Raw genomic sequence first — 18,410 nt, forward strand, 5'->3', positions numbered from 1 at the left:
CGGCTCGTGTCAGAGGACCAGTTCGGGCTTGTAGTGGTCCAGCCACAGCGCCAGGTCGACGACGCGCTCCAGGCGCAGGCGGTGGCCCCACTCCAGCCGGTCCGGCGCGGTGTCCAGGCACGGCTTGACGCGGGACTCGTCCGCCAGCGCCCGGACCTGGTCGAGGGCGAGGGCGTCCCGCGCCATGTCCTGCAGGCCCCGGTTGTAGTCGGGGTGGTGGGTGGCCGGGTAGTGGTTCTTCGGCCGGTACAGCACCGAGTCCGGCGCGTACCCGACGCCGGCGGCCCGCAGCAGGCTCTTCTCCCGGCCGTCGAAGCTCTTGAGCGCCCACGGGGTGGAGAAGGCGTACTCGACGAGCCGGTGGTCGCAGTACGGGACGCGGACCTCCAGGCCCTGGGCCATGCTCAGCCGGTCCTTGCGGTGGAGGAGCTGGCGCAGCCACCGCGTCAGCGACACGTGCTGCATGACGCGCTGGCGGTGCTCCTCGGGCGTCTCGTCGTCGAGGTGCGGCACGGCGTTCAGGGCGGCGCGGTACGTGTCCTCGCGGAACTCGGTGAGGCCGAGCCGCAGTTCCGGGTTCATCGGCATGGCGGCGTCGTCGCCGGTCACCAGCAGCCAGGGGAACGTCTCCGCGGCGAGCGCCTTCGGGTTGTGGAACCACGGGTACCCGCCGAACACCTCGTCGGCCGCCTCGCCGGACAGCGCGACGGTGGAGTGCTTGCGGATCTCGCCGAAGAGCAGGTACAGCGAGGTGTCCATGTCGCCGACGCCGATCGGCGAGTCGCGCGCGACGACGACCGCCTTGCGGTTCTCGGGGTCGAGCAGGGCCCGCGGGTCGAGGATGACCGTGCTGTGGTCCGTGCCGATGAAGGCCCCGGCCTCACTGGCGTACGGGGTGTCGTGGCCGGTGCGCAGGATGTCGCCGGTGAACTCCTCGGCCTGGTCGCTGTAGTCGACCGCGTACGAGCGGATGCGGGCGTCGGGGCCTTCGCGGCGGCGCAGCTCCTCGGCGAGGAGACCGGTCAGGACGGTCGAGTCGATGCCGCCGGACATGAGGCTGCACAGCGGTACGTCGGCCTCCAACTGGCTGCGGGCGGCGGAGCCGACCAGCTCGCGGACCCGCTCGACGGTGGCCTCCCGGTCCTCCCGGTGGGCGGTGGCCTCCAGTTGCCAGTAGCGGCGCTCGCGGATGCCGCCCCGGTCCAGGACGAGCAGTCCGCCGGGCTCCACCTCGCGGACGCCGGACCACACGGTCGGACCGGTGTTGAACAGCAGGCTGTACGCCTCCCGCAGCCCGTCCGCGTCGACCCGCGGCCGGATCTCGGGGTGTGCGAACAGTGCCTTCGGCTCGGAGGCGAAGGCCAGACCGCCGTCGACGGCCGCCCAGAACAGCGGCTTGACGCCGAGCCGGTCGCGCACCAGCAGCAGCCGCTGCTCCCGCTCGTCCCAGACGGCGAACGCGAACATGCCCTCCAGGTGCTCCGCCATGGCCTCGCCCCACTGGGCGTACGCGCGGAGGACGACCTCGGTGTCGCTGCGCGTGCGGAAGGCGTGGCCCAGGCTCTTCAATTCGGCGCGCAGCTCGTGGTGGTTGTACACCTCTCCGCTGTACGTGAGGACGACGGCCGGGTCGTCCGGGCGGTCCAGCATCGGCTGGACGCCGCCGGCGATGTCGATGACGGCGAGGCGCCGGTGGCCGATGGCGGCCCGCTCGCCGACCCACACGCCGCCCGCGTCCGGCCCGCGGGGGGTGAGGGTGGCGGTCATGGCCTCGATGACGGGGGCCTGGTGCCGGGCGTCGCGGTGGAACGACACCCAGCCGGTGATTCCGCACATGGTGCACTCCTACTTCATGGTCAGGGGCGGGCGGCTGGTCATGGTCAGGGGCGGGCGGCTGAAGCCGCGTCGGTCCCGTCGTCGGTCAGGGGCGCGGCCGTACGGCCGCGGAAGGCGATCAGGGGGACGGCGGCGCAGGCGGCGACGGCGGCCGTCGCGAGTCCGGCGCCCACCCCGCCGGAGGGGCCGGCCAGCCCCCACGCGGCGGTCGCCAGGGCGGGGCCGACGGTGAAGCCGAGGCTCCGGGCGAGCTGCAGCGTCGACGCGACGGTGGCGGTCCGCTCCCGTGGCGCGGAACCCATGACGAGGGCCTGCGTCGGACCGCCGTTGAGCCCCATGCCGAGGCCCGCGAGCGCCAGCCGCCACGCGATGTCGGGCAGTGACCACCCGTCGTCGAGCGGCACCAGCAGGAGCAGCCCGACGGCGGTGAGGGAGGCGCCCGCGACGGCCACGGGCCGGGCCCCGAAGCGGTCGGCGAGCCGCCCGCCGACCGGCCCGGCGAGGCCCATCCCGAGCGGGAACGCCAGCAGCGTCAGCCCGGTCGCGGTCGCCGTGGCGCCCGTGTCCCGCTGGAGGTGCAGGGCCGCCACGTAGTGCATCGCCGCGAACCCGGCCGCCAGGCCCAGCACGGCACCGTGCGCCGGGTACGCGCGGGACGCCCGCAGCGCACCGGTCACGGGACGGCCGCCCGGCCCGCGCAGCCACCACCACAGCGGCGGTACGGCGGCGAGCGCGAGCAGCAGCCACGCGGGTGCGTCGTACGCCAGCGTCAGCGACACGAGCAGGACCGTCACGCCGGAGGCCACCAGCACCGTGTCGACGAGCGCCCGGCCGTCCAGGGGGCGCAGCCCGCCGTCCTTCGGCATGGCCCGCCAGGCGATCACCAGCGCGAGGAGACAGACCGGGATCTTGACGAGGAACACCGCGCGCCAGCCCAGGTGGTCCAGCAGCAGCCCGCCCACTGCCGGGCCGGTCACCGCGCCCAGCGGGCCCAGCGTCGCGGGCACGCTCATCGCCCGCCCGCGCGCCTCGGGCCGTACGGAGCGGATCGCCAGCACCGGCATCAGCACGAACAGCACCGCGCCGAAGGCGCCCTGCGCGAGCCGGGCGGCGATCAGCCACGCCGCCCACGGCGCGGCGGCGGCGAGCGCGCTGCACAGCGCGAACCCGCCGGTCGCGACCAGCAGCGCGGACCGCTGCCCCACCCCGTCCAGCCACCGGCCCACCGGCAGCAGCAGCGCCACGACCGGGAGTTGGTAGGCGAGCACGGCCCACTGGGCGGTCGCCGCCGACACGCCCAGGCTGTCGGAGATGGCCGCGAGCGCGATGTTGACGATGTTCATGTCGAGCATCGCCACGAACGACAACATGCCCGCCACCGCCACCAGGAGCCAGCGGTCGCCGGCTTCCGGTATGTGACCGGACGGTTTTGAACGGCGGCCGTCGCCTGACACCCCCGGGCCTCCCCCTCGTCGCGCGGCCGCAGTGGACGGCCTCGTCCCAGAAGTCGGAAGCGTGAAACGGCTGGTTCCCGGTTCTCGGCCCGTCGCGTCGATCAGGCGTGAAATCGAAGGTCCTAAAAGCCCCGAACCTCCGATGTAAGGGCCGGTAGGCGCGCGGAACACCGGCGGAGAACCGGCTTCCGGCAGCGGGCGGCCACCCGGCGCGCCAGGACGTTCCTCGCTGATCAGGCGGCTTCGCGGCGCGACGGGCGGGCCCGGCGCCGACCCCGGGAGGGGCGGCGGGGGCACGCGCGGCGGTTCCGCTTCCGGGCGGGGAGCCGGGTGCGCCCCCGGCCGCGGGATGTGGCTGAAGAAGGCCGGTGGCGCCGAGGGCACGCGAACCTCCTACCGGCGCGCCGCCGGCCCCGGACACCCGTGCGCGGCGGAGCGGGCCCGCGCGCTCCTCGGGCGACTCGTTCCGGCCTCTTCGTCAACTCCCTTGCGCCGTTGGCCAGTTAGCGGCTTGTGGGGTGCCCGTGGTCCGATGTTTGCATGGGGCACGTGACCCGAATCGTCTGGGACTTCGACGACGTCGATGCCGCCGCCACCCCGCAAGCCCACCTGGACTACCTGGAGAGGACCGAGGCGTTCCCGCCCATGGCCGCCGTCCGCGAGCACACCTACGCCGCGCTGCCTCCGGGCAGGGGCGTGGACGTGGGCTGCGGCCGGGGCCGCGCCGTGGCCGACCTGACCGCGCTGGGCCGCCCCGCCGTGGGCGCGGACCGCAGCGACGCGATGGTGCGCTCCGCCCGGGAACGCTTCCCGGCCTGCGAGTACACCACCGCGGACGCGACCGCCCTGCCGTTCGAGGACGAGAGCCTCGACTGGTACCGGTCGGAGCGCACGTACCTGCACATCGCCGATCCGCTGCGGGCCCTCGCGGAGGCCCGCCGCGTCCTGCGTCCGGGCGGCACCGCGGTCGTCGCCGACCAGGACTTCGACTCCACGGTGATGGCCTCCTCCGACCCGGCGCTGACCCGCGCGGTCGTCGCCGCGCTCACCGACTCGATGGCCAACGGCCACGCGGGGACCCGTATGCCCGCCCTCTTCGCGGAGGCGGGCTTCACCGACGTCACCGTGCAGGCCCTGCCCCTCGCGTTCTCCTCCCTGGCCCCGGTCGCGCCCCTGCTGATCGAACCCGCCGGGGCCGCCGCCGTCGCGGCCGGCGCCGTCTCCGAAGACGAGGTCCGCGCCTGGCGGAGGGGCCTGGAGCGGCTGGACCGGCAGGGGACGTTCGTCGTGGCGATGACCATGTTCGTCACCACCGGACGCCGTCCCTGACCGGCCCCGCCCGTCCCGTACGCGGGTGACGCCCCGCCCGGTCACCGCGTCCCGCGGGGAGCGCCGCCGGGCGGGGCGGGCGCGGTGAGGTCCGCGGCGGTGTGCCCCGCCGCGGTCACCGGCCCGACGGGCCGGCCGGCGTCGGACGCGCGGGCCGGCAGTCCGCGTCCGCCGGAGGAGCCGGCGCGCGCCGCCGGCGCCGGCCCGAGCATGAGGCCGCCGCCCATGGCCAGGACGGCCGCGACGTGCCGCTCGCCGATCCGCGTGGGGGTGCCTGTCACGTGAGGTGCTCCTCTCTGGTCGCCGGCGCCGCCGTGGTGCGGCGCGGCTGGTCAGTCGGTGAGGTTCCCAGCCCCGGTGCGCCGTCGCACGGAATTCCCCCCGGCTGTCGCCCGGTTGGCGTACACGGCGCCTCCCGCCGGGGCCCTCGTCGCCGCGCGCGCCGGCCGGTGACCCCGCGCGGACCGGGCCGGTCGGGCGGTGAAGGCCGCCCCGGCTCCCGCCGTCCGGCGCGTCCGGGCGGTGCCCGGCCCACCCGGTGCCCGGCCCGCCCGGCGGGTACGCGCCGCCCGCCGCGCCCCCGTATGGGGCTGCGGCGTTCGGCCGTTGCCGTTGCCGTTGCCGTTGCCGTTGCCGTTGCCGTTGCCGTTGCCGTCGCTGTCGCCGTGCCCGCGCGGCGCCCGCGCCCGTGTGCGTCCGCGCGGGCCCGTGGACGGGGGCAGGTCAGCCGTTGGCGAGGGCCTGGACGCGGTCGTAGGCGCCGTTGAACCGGTTGTGGTCGCCGACGATCGGGCCCGAGGAGGTGTACTGCCACATCGTGTGGTACGCCCAGCCGGCGGGGAGTTCGCCCACGGTGGTGTTGTAGCGGGCGATCCACAGCGGATGGGCCGAGGCGAAGCCGCCGTAGTCGCCGGTGCACTGCCTCCACCAGCTCGTCGCCGTGTAGATCACCGCGTCGCGGCCGGTCCGGTACTTGTAGCGGGCGAGGAAGTCGCGGATCCAACTGACCATGCCGGCCTGGGTCTTGCCGTAGCAGGCCGCGCCGTAGGGGTTCCATTCGATGTCGAGCGCGCCCGGCAGGGTCTTCCCGTCGCGGGACCAGCCGCCGCCGTTGTCGACGAAGTAGTCGGCCTGGGCGGCGCCGCCGGCCGTGTCGGGGGTCGCGAAGTGGTACGCGCCCCGGATCATGCCGATGCCGTACGAGCCGTTGTACTGCTGCGGGAAGTAGGGGTTCTTGTAGTACGTCCCCTCGGTGGCCTTCACGTAGGCCCACCGCACCCCGCTCGTCCAGAGGGCGGACCAGTCGACGTTGCCCTGGTGGCTGGAGACGTCCACGCCCTCCGTCTGGGTGGCGTAGGGGCCTGCGGGGACGCCGCCGACGCCGTCGTGGGCGGCGACGCCCGTCCCCATGCGGGCGCTGCCCCGGGGCGGCTTGCCGGGGCCGTCGGCGGCGCTCGCCGCTCCCGGGAGGGCCAGGAGGAGGGCCAGGACGGCGAGCAGGGCCGTGGCCATGGCGGTTCGGGTCGTTCCGGATCTGTGCACGGGCATGGCGTGCCTCCGAAAACCTGGTGTGAACATGACAGGTTACGCTTCACGCTACGCACGTAGAACGCGCCGCGGAAGGGCGAACGGAACCGCCGTTGGTCTACGCCACCGAAACCGGTGCCGAACTGCGGCGACGGCGGGGGTTTTCAGAGCCGGCCCCGTCCCGGCGCGGGCGCGTCCCCGCGGCCCGGCGGCCCCGCCCCCCGGACTCGACCCCCACCGGGCTGTGCTACGTTGCCGGGGCCAGTCGCACTCCGTACGCACGCGTACGACGAGTCAGGGAATCCGGTGCGAATCCGGAACTGACGCGCAGCGGTGAGGGTGACGGGCGGGGCAACCGATGCCACTGGGCCGCGCACCGGCCCGGGAAGGCGCCCCGTCCGGATGATCCCGAGTCCGAAGACCTGCTGGCGCACCGTACGGACGGGCCCCGCGCATGGGCCCTCGACACCGAGGACGGCTCCGTGCCCTTTCCGCGTCCAGCGCGCCTGCCCGCCGCCGCCCTGTGCGGCACCCTCCTCCTGACCGGCTGCGGCGGCGCCCCCTCCGACGACTCCTCCCCGCCCCGGGACGACGCCGCGACCCGCGTGATCGAGAACTGCGGGCGCCAGGTTGAGATCACCGGGGACGGCCCGCGCCGCGCCGTCTCCCTCGACCAGGGCACCACCGAGATCCTCCTCGCCCTCGGCCTCGCCGACCGCATGGCCGGCACGGCCACCTGGACCGACCCGGTCATGAAGGGGCTGGAGAAGGAGAACGCCCGCGTCGAGCGCCTCGCCGAGAACCAGCCGTCGTTCGAGAAGGTCCTCGACGCCGAACCCGACTTCGTCGCCGCCTCGTTCGCCTCCACCCTCGGCAAGGGCGGGGTCGCCACCCGCGACCGGTTCGAGCGGCTCGGCGTACCGACGTACCTCTCCCCGTCCGACTGCGAGGGCAAGGACAACAGCGGCGACGGCGACGGCGTCCGCACCCGGCCCCTCACCATGGCCGCCGTCCACGGCGAAGTGCGGGACCTGGCCCGCGTCTTCGGCGTGGAGGAGCGCGGCGACGCCCTCGTCCGGAGCCTCACCTCCCGCGTCGCCGAGGCGAAGAAGGGCCTCGACGCGTCGGACGTCACCCTCATGTACTGGTTCTCCGACGCCGAGTCCCCGTACCTGGCGGGCTGCTGCGGCGCGCCCGGCGTCATCACCCGCGAGCTCGGCGCGAAGAACGCCTTCGACGACACGACCGAGGAATGGCCCCAGGTCACCTGGGAGACGGTCGCCGACCGCAACCCCGACGTGCTCGTGATCGGCGACCTCACCCGCAGGTCGCAGACGGCGGAGAGCGCCGCCAAGAAGATCGAGTTCCTGGAGTCCCACCCCGTGACCCGGAACATGGACGCCGTGCGCCGCAAGCGGTACGTCCTGCTCAGCGGCCAGGCCATGAACCCGACCATCCGGACCGTCGAAGGCGTCGAACAGGTCGCCGCCGCCCTCCGCCGGTTCGGCCTCGCCCGGTGACCGCCGCCCTGCTGCGCACGGCGGCGGGGCTCGCGGCACTCGCCGTGTCCGTCGCCCTCGCCATCACCATCGGGCCCGCCGACATCGGCGTCACCGACGTGTGGTCCACCGTCGCCGCCCACCTCGGCGGCGCCCCGTCCGGCCTCACCGCGATCCGCGACGGCATCGTGTGGGAGCTGCGGCTGCCCCGGACCCTGCTCGCCGCCGTGTGCGGCGCCGGCCTCGCCGTGTGCGGGGCCGTCCTGCAGTCCCTGCTCCGCAACCCGCTCGCCGACCCCTTCGTCCTCGGCGTCTCCTCCGGGGCCTCCACCGGGGCGGTCCTCGTCGTCGTCCTCGGCGTCGGCGGGGGCGCGCTGTCGGTGTCCGCCGGGGCGTTCGCCGGAGCCGTCTGCTCGTTCGCGCTGATGATGCTGCTGAGCCACGTCCTCGGCGGCACCACCGACCGGGTCGTCCTCTCCGGCGTCGCCGCGATGCAGCTGTTCTCCGCCCTCACCTCCTTCGTCGTCGTCACCTCCGCCGACGCCGAGACGACCCGCGGGGTGCTGTTCTGGCTGCTCGGCTCCCTCGGCGGCGCCGGCTGGACCGACGTCGCGCTGTGCGCCGCCGCCCTCGCGGCCGTCCTCGCCGTCTGCCTGGCGTACGGCAGGACCCTCGACGCGTTCGCCTTCGGCCAGGACGCGGCGGCCGCCCTCGGCGTCCACGTCGCCCGCACCCGCGTCGTCCTGCTCTGCGCCACCGCCCTGCTCACGGCCGTACTCGTCAGCTCCGCCGGCGCCATCGGCTTCGTCGGCCTCGTCCTGCCGCACGCCGCCAAGGCCCTCGTCGGGCCCGGCCACACCCGGCTGCTGCCCGCCACCGCCCTCGGCGGGGCCGTGTTCCTCGTCTGGGTCGACACCCTGGCCCGCACCCTCCTCGAACCGCAGGAGGTCCCCGTCGGCGTCATGACCTCCCTGCTCGGCGTGCCGGCCTTCGTCCTCGTGCTGTACCGGACCAGGAAGGCCACCCGATGACCCTCGCCGCCGACCGCGTCACCCGCACCGCCGACGGGAAGGCCATCCTCGACGGCGTCACCCTCATGCCCCGCCCCGGCGGCGTCACCGGACTCCTCGGCCCCAACGGCTCCGGAAAGTCCACCCTGCTCCGCCTCCTCGCCGGTGTCCTCGCCCCCGCCTCCGGCGTCGTCACCCTCGACGGCCGCCCCCTGCCCGACCTGCGGCGCAGGGACGTAGCCCGCCGCGTCGCCGTCGTCGAGCAGCAGGCCGACACCCTCGTCGAGCTGACCGTCGCCGACGTCGTACGCCTCGGCCGCGTCCCGCACCGCCGCGCCTGGAACCCGCCGTCCCCCGCCGACGAGCGGGCCGTACGCGACGCGCTCGCCCGCACCGGGCTCGCCGACCGCGCCGGACAGTCCTGGCACACCCTCTCCGGCGGCGAACGCCAGCGCGTCCAGATCGCCCGCGCCCTCGCCCAGGAGCCGCGCGAACTCCTCCTCGACGAACCGACCAACCACCTCGACATCCAGCACCAGCACGACCTGCTGGACCTCGTCGCCGCCCTCCCCGTCACCACCGTCGTCGCCCTGCACGACCTCAACCTGGCCGCCCTGTACTGCGACCACGTCGTCGTCCTCGCCCACGGCCGCGTCGCCGCCGCGGGAACCCCGCGCGACGTCCTCACCGAAGACCTCGTCGCCGACGTCTACGGCGTCCGCGCCGAGGTCACCACCCCGGACGGCGGCGACCGCCCCCACATCCGCGTCATCGGCACCCTCGCCCGCCACCGCCGCACCGCACCGGATTGTCCGGAAAGGCGGTTGCGTACCGCCGGTACGGGGCAGGACCTTTGACGCCCGTGTGACCGCCCGCGCGGGGGCGCGGGCCGGGGGAGGGGTACGCGCGTGACAACGGGGGAAACACAGGCCAGGATTCCGGCCTATCCGGGGGTCGAACGGTTCGTCGACGCCTTCGACAAGCTCGTGGTGCGACCGCGCCGAGGTCGCGGCCGCGTCCCGGTGGTGCTGCTGAGCGAACCGGGCGACGGACGGGCCGGCTGCCGCATCGTCGCCGGGCTGCGGTCCCGGCTCACCGGCCGCCACGGCCGGCTCGCGCCGCACGCCTACCTCACGGAGGCCGTCGGGGACCCGGCCGTCGCACCGCTGGAGCTGTACGAGCAGATCGCCTACCAGCTCGACGAGTCCATGCCGCACGGCAGCGGCCGGCTCCGCCTGCCCGCGTACCGGCTGCTGCGCGCCGTCGTCACCGCGCCCGCCGCCGGCGGCCTGATGGAGCGCCGTCCCAAGGAGCTGCGGGACCACTGCTACGCCCAGCACCGGGAGGTCTCCGGGCTCGCCCGCGGCCTGTGGTGGCTCGGCGGACGCGACCAGGCCAACGGCGGCACGCTCCTCGAACTGCTGTGGAACTTCGTCGCCGGCCCGCTCTTCCAGCGGCTGCCCCGCGCCCTGTACGGCCGCCGCGCCAGCCGGCGCATGCTGGGCCGGGCCCGCTCCGGCACCCGCCGCTGGTACGCGGAGTGGGTCCGCCAGCAACAGGGCACCCCGCCCACCGACTTCTTCCGCTCGGCGCTGGACCTCGTCGGCGGCGGGCCGGGCGGCGACCCCGAGCAGCTCGACCGCATCCTCGTCCACGCGCTCCTCGCCGACCTGGAGGCCGCGAGCCGCAAGCGCTGGTACGACCCGTGGCGCCGGCGCCGCGTCAGCCGCTTCGTCCTGCTGGTGGAGGAGGCCGGCCCCGCCGAGTCCCGCGTCCAGCGGTTCCTGCGCGAACTGCGCTCCGCCATGGAGGACCTGAGGTGCACGTCGGTGGTGGCGGTGGCGGGCGGAGTGCGTACGCTCGCCAGCCGCATCCCCGACATCGAGGCCCCCGGGCTGGCCGCCGCGGGCGCGGAGCTGCACCGCATCGCCCAGCACGGCATCCCGCCGGGCCGCCCCTCCGGCATGGTCGTCCCCGTGTCCGAGGGGCCGGAGGACGACCAGGCCGCGACGTACTGGCTCGGCCGCTGGCCCACGCTCGCGCCGCCCGCGCACCGCTGGGGCCCGGGCGCCGAGATCGCCGCGGCCGCCGGTGCCGCGCTGCTCGCCCTGGTGGTGGCGGCGGGCCTGGTGGCGGGCGTGCCGTTCGGTCACAGTGGTCCGGACCCGTGTCTCGGCTCCACGTTCCTCGGCACCGACGGGCAGTGCGTCGGCGTCGCCGAGGGCGCGGCGTCGTTCGGGACGGTCGACGGGGAGCGGGCCGTACGGGACGTGCTCGAGCGCATCGAGCGGCAGAACGAGGCCGTGGAGCGGGAACTCGCCGGCCGCGCCCCCGACCGCAACCGGCCCGGGGCCCGCACCGTCGTCTACTTCGGGCCGCTCAGCGGAGGCAGGGACGCCGAGGACCCGGTGCGCGGCGGCACGCTCGCCGAACTGCGCGGCCTCGCCCTGGCCCAGGCGTTCGTCAACGCGCAGGCCCTGGGGTCGGGCGAGCGGGTGCCCCTGAGGGTCCTCGCCGCCAACGCGGGCGACCGGTTCAAGGACGCCCCGGAGGTCGCCCACCGGATCGTCGAACTCGCCGCCCGGGACCGGTCCATCGTCGGGGTCGTCGGTTTCGGCCAGAGCCGCCGCCGCACGTACGAGGCGATGCGGGTCTTCGACGAGGCCGGCCTGCCGATGGTCGGCACGTCCGGCACCTCCGACGAACTCCTCGCCCAGGGCGAGCACTACTACCAGACCGCGCCCACCGACTCCCGCGCCGGTCGGGTCATGGCGGCGTTCGCCCGGCACGCCCCCCTGGCGGACGGCCGCCCGGCGCGGCGGATCCGGCTCGTCGCCGACCCGTCCGACGCCTACAGCGCCGGCCTCGCCACCGCCTTCCGCGCCGCGTACGGCGCCGGGCGCACCGCCACGCTGCTGTACACCCCGACCGACGCGCCCGAGCCGTCCGCCGTGCCCGGCACGCTGGCGGGCACCCGGGTCGCCACCACCGACGACCTGGCGCGCGAGGTGTGCCGCGCGGTCGCCGAGGAACCCGGCACGGCCGTGGTGTGGGCGGGGCGCGGCAGCCACTTCCAGCTCTTCCTCGGCGAACTCGCCCGCGGCGCGCGGACCTGCCCGAAGCTGAGCGTCCTCGGCGGCGACGACGTCACCAACGCGCTGACCGAGGAGCACCGCCCCTGGGAGGTCTTCCCCGGACTGGACCTGTACTACGTGTCGCACGGCCGGGCGCCGGCCCTCGCGCGCGACAGCAGCGAAGCGGCGGCCTTCCTCGCCGCGTACGACCGCACGTACGCGAAGGACCACGGCGTCCGCACCGGCTCCATGCGCCAGGACGCCCACGTCGCGCTCGCCTGGGACGCCATGCGCTACCTCGCCGAGGGCGTCGACCAGGCGTGGCGGGGCACCGGCGGCCGCGACGACCGCCTCGACCGGCGGTTGCTCCAGGCCGTGCTGTACCAGGGGCTGGGCGGGGGCGGCTTCGACGGCGCCACCGGCTGGATCGACGCGCACGGCGCGGCGGGCGGCGAGCGCTCCACCCGGCAGAAGCTGATCGCGGTGGAGCGCGGCGGGCCGTCGGGCGCGCGGACCGTGCTGCTGTGCGGGGCGGTCGCGCACGGCGACGTGCGCGAGCGGTGGGGGAGCGGCCGGGGGCACCCCTGCCCCTGACGGACGGGGGCCGCCGTGCGGCGGCCCCCGCGCGGCATGTCCCCTCACCACTTAATTTAGTCCGTGATTTAAGCTGTTCCGTGTGAAGTCGGCCGTCACGGCCCCGAGCGGGGACAATGGCGCGACGGGGTCGGCGGGAAGGGGCGGGACATGGCGGGACGAACGGGGCGGACGGTCTACGACCTGCGCAGGAGCAACAGGGCCGCCGTGCTGCGGTGCCTGTACTTCGACGGACCCCTCAGCCGCCAGGAGCTCGGCCCCGCCACCGGCCTCAGCTCCGGCACCATCAGCAACGTCGTCGGCGACCTCGTCGCGGACGGGCTGGTCGAGGAGGCCGGCAGCGTCGAGTCCGACGGCGGACGCCCCCGCATCCTCGTGCGCGTCGCCCCGGCGAGCGGGCACCTCGTCGGCGTCGACATCGGCGAGACCCGTGTCCGCGTCGAGCTGTTCGACCTGGCGCTCACCGAACTCGCCCGCACCGAACGCCCCCTGACCGGCGGCGGCTACGACGTCGACGGCATCGTCGGCCACGTCCGCGACGGCGTCGACGAGGTGCTGCGCCGCACGGACGTGGCGGCCGGGACCCTCCTCGGCGTCGGCGTCGGCGTGCCCGGCATCGTGGCGCGCGCCCCCGAGCGCGGCGCCGTCGTCCACGGCCAGACCATCGGCTGGGACGCGGTCCCCCTGGAGGACCTGCTCAGAGAGACCAGCGGCCTGCCCGCCTCGGTGCCCTTCCTGATCGAGAACGGCGCCAGGACCCTCGGCCAGGCCGAGATGTGGTTCGGCGCCGGGCGCGGCGCCCGCAGCGTCGCCGTCGTCCTCCTCGGGTCCGGCGCGGGCGCCTGCCACGTCACCGACGTCGCCCAGCAGGGCCGCGCCCTGGAGTGGGGACACCTGACCGTCCAGGTCGGCGGTCGCCGCTGCCGCTGCGGCGCCCCCGGCTGCCTGGAGGCGTACGTCGGCGCGGGCGCCCTGCTCGACCGGTGGCGGGAGGCGGGCGGACGGCCCCCGGCCGGCACGGACGAGGAGGCCGCGCTGGCCGCGCTGGCCGACGCCGCGTACCCGCCCGGCGGTGATCCCGACCCGGTGGCCCGCGCGGTGCTGCGGGAGGCCGCCGAGTACCTCGGCGCGGGGCTGTCGGGGCTCGTCAACCTGTTCCAGCCGGAGAGGATCCTCGTCGGCGGCTGGGCCGGTCTCCGGCTGGGCCCGCGCTTCCTCGACGACGTGCGCGAGCACGCCACCGCGTACTCCCTGGCGTATCCGGCGGACCGGGTCGCCCTGGACCTCGGCGCGCTGGGCCCGGACGCGGTCACGGTCGGCGCGGCCACCCTCCCCCTGGCCGGTTTCCTCGAAGCCGGCGGCCACCGCCCGCCGTCCGCCCGGCCCGCGCAGACCCCCGCCTGGCAGGCCGCCCTGGAGTCCCGCGTCCTCACCTGACGGCCCGCCCGCCCGGCCGGAGGTTAGCGGGGCCGGGAGCGAGGAACACGGGGGTGCATGAAGCAGACGAAGCGCACGCCGGAAACCGCCGCGGAAGAAGTCCTGCACGAGTTCGAGGAGGCCGAGCTCCGGCTCGACGACGGAGAGGCCGGGAAGAACGACGGCGAGGCGGCCGACGCCCTCACCCCCAGCCGGTCCGCCCAGGAGTCCGTGCGGGGGCGCGGCCCGGACGACGAGGACGCGCCCGGACCGGGGCGGCGGTAGGGGCGCCGCGGGCCCCGCGCCCGCCCTGCCCCGCCGCAGCACCCCGCCGGTTTGACCGGCTGCTGCCGGGTCACCCGTGGGGGGTGCGTCGACACAGACCGTCACTTCGTGCACACGGGTTCGTGCACACGGGTGACCCAGGCCCCGGAGGAACTGGCATGGCTGTACGGCACCACCTCATACAGAGTCCGCCATCGGCGGTGTGGGAGGTCCTCAGCGACCCCGACAAGTACGCCGAATGGGTCGTCGGCACCGAGGAGACCCACCCCCTGTACGGCACCTGGCCCGAGGTGGGCGCCTCCCTCCAGTACACCGTCGCGCTCGGTCCGGTCCGTTTCGAGGGCTCCACCGTGGTCCGCCGCCTGGAGCCGCCGAACCGGCTGGAACTGGAGGTCGAGAGCGGACCCGCCGGCACCGCCCGCGTCGCCGTCGAGATCATCCCCTGGGGCGAGGGCACCCTCGTCATCGTCGACGAGCACCCCCTGCGCGGCCCGGGCGCGCGGCTGCACAACGTGGTCCTCGAAGCGGCCATCCAGCTCCGCCACCGCCGCATGCTGCGCCGCCTCGCCGAAGTCGTCGAGGGCGCGCACACCGCCGCGGCCTGACCGCCGCCGCCGAACGCGGGAGGAGACCTGCCATGCCCGACGCCGTCGTCGTGGGGGCCGGGCCCAACGGCCTGGTCGCCGCCAACCTGCTCGCCGACCGCGGCTGGACGGTGGAGGTCCTGGAGGCCCAGGACGAGCCGGGCGGCGCCGTGCGCAGCGACCGCGGCGTCGACCCCGACCACGTCAGCGACCTGTTCAGCTCGTTCTACCCGCTCACCGCCGCCTCCCCGGTCATCCGCTCCCTGCGCCTCCACGAGTGGGGCCTGCGCTGGAGCCACGCCCCGGCCGTCGTCGCCCACCCGCTGCTCGACGGCCGCTGCGCCGTGCTCGAACGCGACCCGGAGCGCACCGCCGCCGGACTGGAGTCCTTCGCACCCGGTGACGGCGCCGCCTGGCAGGGCCTGTACGACCTCTGGGGCCGCGTCCGCGCCGACGCGCTGAGCGCCCTGTTCACGCCGTTCCCGCCGGTGCTGCCCGGCCTGCGGCTCGCCGCCCGGCTGGGCGCCGCCGACGGGCTGCGCCTCGTCCGCACGGCCCTGCTGCCGGCGCGGCGGCTGGGCGAGGAGACCTTCGCCGGGGACGGCGGGCGGCTGCTGCTCGCCGGGAACGCCCTGCACGCCGACCTGACGCCCGAGACGGCGCTCGGCGGCGGCTTCGGCTGGCTGATGTGCATGCTCGGCCAGAGCTTCGGCTTCCCCGTCCCCTCCGGCGGGGCGGACGCCCTCACCGAAGCCCTGGTCCGCCGCCTCGTCGACCGGGGCGGCACCGTCCGCTGCGGGCGACGCGTCACCGAGGTGACGGTGCGCGGCGGCCGGGCGCGCGGCGTGCGCACCGCCGACGGGGAGACCGTCGCGGCGCGCCGCGCCGTCCTCGCCGACGTGCCGGCACCCGCCCTGTACGGCGGGCTCGTCGCCTGGGACCACCTGCCCGACCGGCTCCGCGACGACATGCGCCGCTTCCAGTGGGACTTCGGGACGGTGAAGGTCGACTGGGCCCTGGACCGGCCCGTCCCCTGGGCCGCGGAGGGGCCGGCCCGCGCCGGGACCGTGCACCTCGCGGACGGCGTCGACGAACTCACCCGCTTCGCCGCCCAGATCGCCAGGCGCCTCGTCCCGGACCGGCCGTTCATGGTCATGGGCCAGATGACCACCGCCGACCCGTCCCGCTCGCCCGCCGGCACCGAGTCGGCGTGGGCGTACACCCACGTCCCGCGCACCGTCGCGGGCGACGCGGGCCCGGACGGCATCACCGGCGCGTGGACGCAGGACGACCGGCAGCGGATGGCGGACCGCATGGAGGCGGTCGTCGAGCGGTACGCGCCCGGCTTCCGCACGGCGGTGCGGGCCCGCCGCGTCCTGGCCCCGCCCACGATGGAGGCCATGGACGCCAACCTCCGGGACGGCGCCATCAACGGCGGCACGTCCGCGCTCCACCAGCAACTGGTGTTCCGCCCCGTACCGGGCACCGGCCGCCCCGAGACGCCGGTACGGGGCCTCTACCTGGCGTCCGCCTCCGCCCACCCGGGCGGCGGCGTGCACGGCGCGCCCGGCGCCAACGCGGCGCGGGCGGCGCTGCGGACCAGCGGGGCGTCCGTGTCGGCGCTGTTCACGACGGGGCAGCGGCTCCTCACCCCCCGCCGCTGACGGGCCCCCCTCTCCGGGGCCGGCCGGACGGCGGAGAGGGGGATCCCGCGAAGTGGGATGCCGGGGAGCGGGGGTGCCACCCGCCCGAACCGCCTCAGCGGCCCGAACCGCCTTCAGTGGCGGGCCCGCCGCACCACCCCGGCCGCCGTCACCGCGACCGCCGCCGCCGCGCCGGCACGCCGACCCGCCGTGCGGACCGTGCCGTGCCAGCCGCCTCCCACGGTGCCCGGCCCCGGCGGCGGCGCGAAGAGGGTCCCGTCGTCGTGCGGGGCGCTCTCGCCCCGCACGAAGTGGGTGCGGTCGACCTTCACCGCCAGCACCCCCTCCAACGCGCCCGGGGCGGCCGCCGCGAGCAGCCGCAGCGACCGCGTCGACACGCCCACGAAGACCTCGCGCCGCGGCCTGCGCACGGCGCCCACGATCGCCCGGGCCACGCGGCGCGGCGTGTAGATCGGCGGCATGGCCCGCACCCTGCGGCCGGTGCGGTTGGCCAGGTGCTGGAAGAACGGCGTGTCGACGGTGGCCGGGAGCACCGTGCACACGTGGACGCCCCGCTCGCCCGCCAGCCGCAGCTCCTGCCGCAGCGTGGCGTCGAAGGCCAGCAGCGCGTGCTTCGACATCGTGTACGCGCCGTTGTACGGCGACGAGACCAGGCCCAGCACCGACGCCACGTCGACCAGGACGCCCGCGCCCCGGCGCCGCATCACCGGCAGCACCGCCCGCGCCCCGTTGACGCACCCCAGGACGTTCACGTCGAGCACGCGGCGCACCTCGTCGGCCGGTACGTCCTCCACGGCGCCGAACACGGCGACCGCCGCCGCGTTCACCCACACGTCGACGCGCCCGTACTCCCGTACCGCGCGCCGGGCGAGCTCCGCGACGGCCGCCTCGTCCGCCACGTCGACCGGCTGGACGACCGCCCGGGCGCCCCGGTGGGCGCGGCACTCGCGGGCTACCGCCTCCAACGCCTCCGTCCCGCGCGCGGCGAGCACCAGCGCGGCGCCGTGCCGGGCGAACTCCAGCGCGGTCGCCCTGCCGATCCCGCTGGACGCCCCGGTGATGACCACGACCAGGTCCTTGGTGTGCACGTCGGCCTCCGGAACCCTCTAGACGGTCGGGCGAACGCGGGACGGAGTACCCGCGCCCGCCCACCTCCACTCCCCCCGCCTCCGCCGGATCCGCGCACCGGCTCGCCGCCCCACGGGCACCGTCCGCCCCGCCCGCCGCGGTGGGCGGCGACGCGGTCATGCTGGTGGTACGCGGACGACACCGGCGCGGCCGGACGACCCGGGGAGGAGGCACGCCGTGCGGGAGCGGGAAGGAGTGCCGGACGTGCGGGAAGGAGGGCCGGACGTGGCGGTCCTGGTCGGGCTGCAGGCGTCCGGGAAGTCGACGTTCTACCGGCAGTGCCTCGCCGACCGGTACGTCCTGGTCGGCAAGGACCTGTTCCCGCGCGGCGCCCGGAACAAGCAGCGGCGGCAGATGGCCCTCGTCGAGGAGGCCCTGGCCGCGGGCCGGCCGGTGGCGGTCGACAACACCAACCCGTCCTCCGAGGAGTGGGGTCCCCTGCTGGCGGCGGCCCGCGCCCACGGCGCGACCGCCACGGCCTACTGGTTCCCGCCGGACGTGGCCGGTTCGCTGCGCCGCAACGCCGCGCGGCGGGGCCGGGAGCGGGTGCCGGAAGTGGGCCTCTACGCCACGCTCGGCCGGTTGCGCGCCCCGTCGCGCGCCGACGGGTTCGACGCCGTGCTGGAGGTCCGGTTCGACGGCCGCGGCGGGTTCGCCGTGCGTCCGGTGCCCGGTGGGGAGGCGCCGCCCGGTCGGAGGCATCCCGCCGGGCCTCCCGGGTACCCGCCGGGCGACGTACAGGATCCGACGCACGGAGGAGGGATCGAGGTGACCGTGCCCGAGGAGAACCGGCCGAAGACCACCACCACGGACGATGTCATCGAGTCCACCGACACGGACGACCAGCGGGAACGGCAGCCCGGCGGCACCGGCCGCTCCCTGCGCGAGGCGATGGAGGAGGCGGGCGTCAAGCGCGAGGACTACGAGGAGTAGCCGGCGGCCGGCCGGTGCCCGGCGCGCCCCCGACCGCCGGCCGGGCCGGCAGGCCGGCGGCCGGCTCGGGGAGCCGA

At 76.0% G+C, this 18,410-nt stretch carries 15 protein-coding genes and 1 riboswitch; of the genes, 10 read left to right on the plus strand and 5 right to left on the minus strand.

Going from position 1 to position 18,410, the window contains the following annotated elements; genetic code table 11:
* Window positions 1-9 precede the first annotated feature (9 nt).
* Together asnB and AC07D6_RS23675 are read right to left on the minus strand one after the other, a co-directional pair.
* A complete protein-coding gene (asnB, locus tag AC07D6_RS23670) occupies window positions 10-1,836 on the minus strand; it encodes an asparagine synthase (glutamine-hydrolyzing) (protein WP_479047369.1) in 1,827 nt (608 codons plus the stop codon).
* A 44-nt stretch (window positions 1,837-1,880) separates the two neighbouring features.
* Entirely contained in the window at window positions 1,881-3,206 is a 1,326-nt protein-coding gene (locus AC07D6_RS23675) for an MFS transporter (protein WP_479047372.1), read from the minus strand.
* A 633-nt stretch (window positions 3,207-3,839) separates the two neighbouring features.
* Here AC07D6_RS23675 and AC07D6_RS23680 point away from each other — a divergent pair.
* A complete protein-coding gene (locus tag AC07D6_RS23680) occupies window positions 3,840-4,619 on the plus strand; it encodes a methyltransferase domain-containing protein (protein WP_315880148.1) in 780 nt (259 codons plus the stop codon).
* A 41-nt stretch (window positions 4,620-4,660) separates the two neighbouring features.
* On the opposite strand, the gene AC07D6_RS23685 is transcribed toward AC07D6_RS23680, so the two are convergent.
* Both AC07D6_RS23685 and AC07D6_RS23690 read right to left on the minus strand, forming a co-directional pair.
* Window positions 4,661-4,900, minus strand: a complete 240-nt coding sequence (locus tag AC07D6_RS23685; protein WP_479047375.1) for a hypothetical protein — start codon at window positions 4,898-4,900, stop codon at window positions 4,661-4,663.
* Between the two features lie 442 nt (window positions 4,901-5,342).
* Window positions 5,343-6,167 carry a lysozyme gene (locus AC07D6_RS23690; RefSeq protein ID WP_315880150.1) on the minus strand — a complete coding sequence of 275 codons (825 nt, stop codon included), beginning with the start codon at window positions 6,165-6,167 and terminating at the stop codon, window positions 5,343-5,345.
* A gap of 224 nt (window positions 6,168-6,391) precedes the next feature.
* Window positions 6,392-6,590, plus strand: a riboswitch (cobalamin riboswitch).
* A gap of 38 nt (window positions 6,591-6,628) precedes the next feature.
* Here AC07D6_RS23690 and AC07D6_RS23695 point away from each other — a divergent pair.
* From AC07D6_RS23695 to AC07D6_RS23730, 8 genes are all read left to right on the plus strand, one after another.
* Window positions 6,629-7,666, plus strand: a complete 1,038-nt coding sequence (locus tag AC07D6_RS23695; protein WP_479047378.1) for an ABC transporter substrate-binding protein — start codon at window positions 6,629-6,631, stop codon at window positions 7,664-7,666.
* The gene (locus tag AC07D6_RS23700; protein WP_315880152.1) at window positions 7,663-8,676 is read left to right on the plus strand and encodes a FecCD family ABC transporter permease; all 1,014 of its coding nucleotides are present in this window, start codon (window positions 7,663-7,665) and stop codon (window positions 8,674-8,676) included. Before AC07D6_RS23695 ends, AC07D6_RS23700 begins: the two co-directional genes overlap by 4 nt.
* Window positions 8,673-9,512 (plus strand): ABC transporter ATP-binding protein, encoded by an 840-nt coding sequence (locus AC07D6_RS23705; RefSeq protein WP_479047381.1) that lies wholly within the window; start codon window positions 8,673-8,675, stop codon window positions 9,510-9,512. Before AC07D6_RS23700 ends, AC07D6_RS23705 begins: the two co-directional genes overlap by 4 nt.
* Before the next feature lie 51 nt (window positions 9,513-9,563).
* On the plus strand, window positions 9,564-12,323 hold the full coding sequence (locus tag AC07D6_RS23710; RefSeq protein ID WP_479047384.1) for an ABC transporter substrate-binding protein: 2,760 nt from the start codon (window positions 9,564-9,566) through the stop codon (window positions 12,321-12,323).
* 150 nt (window positions 12,324-12,473) lie between these two features.
* Window positions 12,474-13,760, plus strand: a complete 1,287-nt coding sequence (locus AC07D6_RS23715) for an ROK family transcriptional regulator (RefSeq protein ID WP_479047386.1) — start codon at window positions 12,474-12,476, stop codon at window positions 13,758-13,760.
* Between the two features lie 57 nt (window positions 13,761-13,817).
* A complete protein-coding gene (locus tag AC07D6_RS23720; RefSeq protein ID WP_315880156.1) occupies window positions 13,818-14,024 on the plus strand; it encodes a hypothetical protein in 207 nt (68 codons plus the stop codon).
* 158 nt (window positions 14,025-14,182) lie between these two features.
* On the plus strand, window positions 14,183-14,629 hold the full coding sequence (locus AC07D6_RS23725) for an SRPBCC family protein (RefSeq protein ID WP_315880157.1): 447 nt from the start codon (window positions 14,183-14,185) through the stop codon (window positions 14,627-14,629).
* Between the two features lie 32 nt (window positions 14,630-14,661).
* Window positions 14,662-16,272 (plus strand): phytoene desaturase family protein, encoded by a 1,611-nt coding sequence (locus AC07D6_RS23730; protein ID WP_479047390.1) that lies wholly within the window; start codon window positions 14,662-14,664, stop codon window positions 16,270-16,272.
* 113 nt (window positions 16,273-16,385) lie between these two features.
* Here AC07D6_RS23730 and AC07D6_RS23735 read toward each other — a convergent pair whose 3' ends face one another.
* Window positions 16,386-17,360, minus strand: coding sequence for an SDR family oxidoreductase (locus AC07D6_RS23735; RefSeq protein WP_315880159.1), 975 nt, complete (start codon window positions 17,358-17,360; stop codon window positions 16,386-16,388).
* 217 nt (window positions 17,361-17,577) lie between these two features.
* On the opposite strand from AC07D6_RS23735, the gene AC07D6_RS23740 reads away from it, so the two are divergent.
* Window positions 17,578-18,333, plus strand: coding sequence for an AAA family ATPase (locus tag AC07D6_RS23740; RefSeq protein ID WP_479047393.1), 756 nt, complete (start codon window positions 17,578-17,580; stop codon window positions 18,331-18,333).
* The last annotated feature ends 77 nt before the right edge of the window (window positions 18,334-18,410 follow it).

Source organism: Streptomyces sp. NPDC045287 (assembly GCF_056432325.1).

Bases quoted from the DNA above. Each gene is read 5' to 3' on its own strand.
- asnB (WP_479047369.1), bottom strand. From the start codon at position 1,836: ATGTGCGGAATCACCGGCTGGGTGTCGTTCCACCGCGACGCCCGGCAC.
- AC07D6_RS23675 (WP_479047372.1), bottom strand. From the start codon at position 3,206: ATGTTGTCGTTCGTGGCGATGCTCGACATGAACATCGTCAACATCGCG.
- AC07D6_RS23690 (WP_315880150.1), bottom strand. From the start codon at position 6,167: ATGCCCGTGCACAGATCCGGAACGACCCGAACCGCCATGGCCACGGCC.
- AC07D6_RS23705 (WP_479047381.1), top strand. From the start codon at position 8,673: ATGACCCTCGCCGCCGACCGCGTCACCCGCACCGCCGACGGGAAGGCC.
- AC07D6_RS23715 (WP_479047386.1), top strand. From the start codon at position 12,474: ATGGCGGGACGAACGGGGCGGACGGTCTACGACCTGCGCAGGAGCAAC.
- AC07D6_RS23720 (WP_315880156.1), top strand. From the start codon at position 13,818: ATGAAGCAGACGAAGCGCACGCCGGAAACCGCCGCGGAAGAAGTCCTG.
- AC07D6_RS23725 (WP_315880157.1), top strand. From the start codon at position 14,183: ATGGCTGTACGGCACCACCTCATACAGAGTCCGCCATCGGCGGTGTGG.
- AC07D6_RS23730 (WP_479047390.1), top strand. From the start codon at position 14,662: ATGCCCGACGCCGTCGTCGTGGGGGCCGGGCCCAACGGCCTGGTCGCC.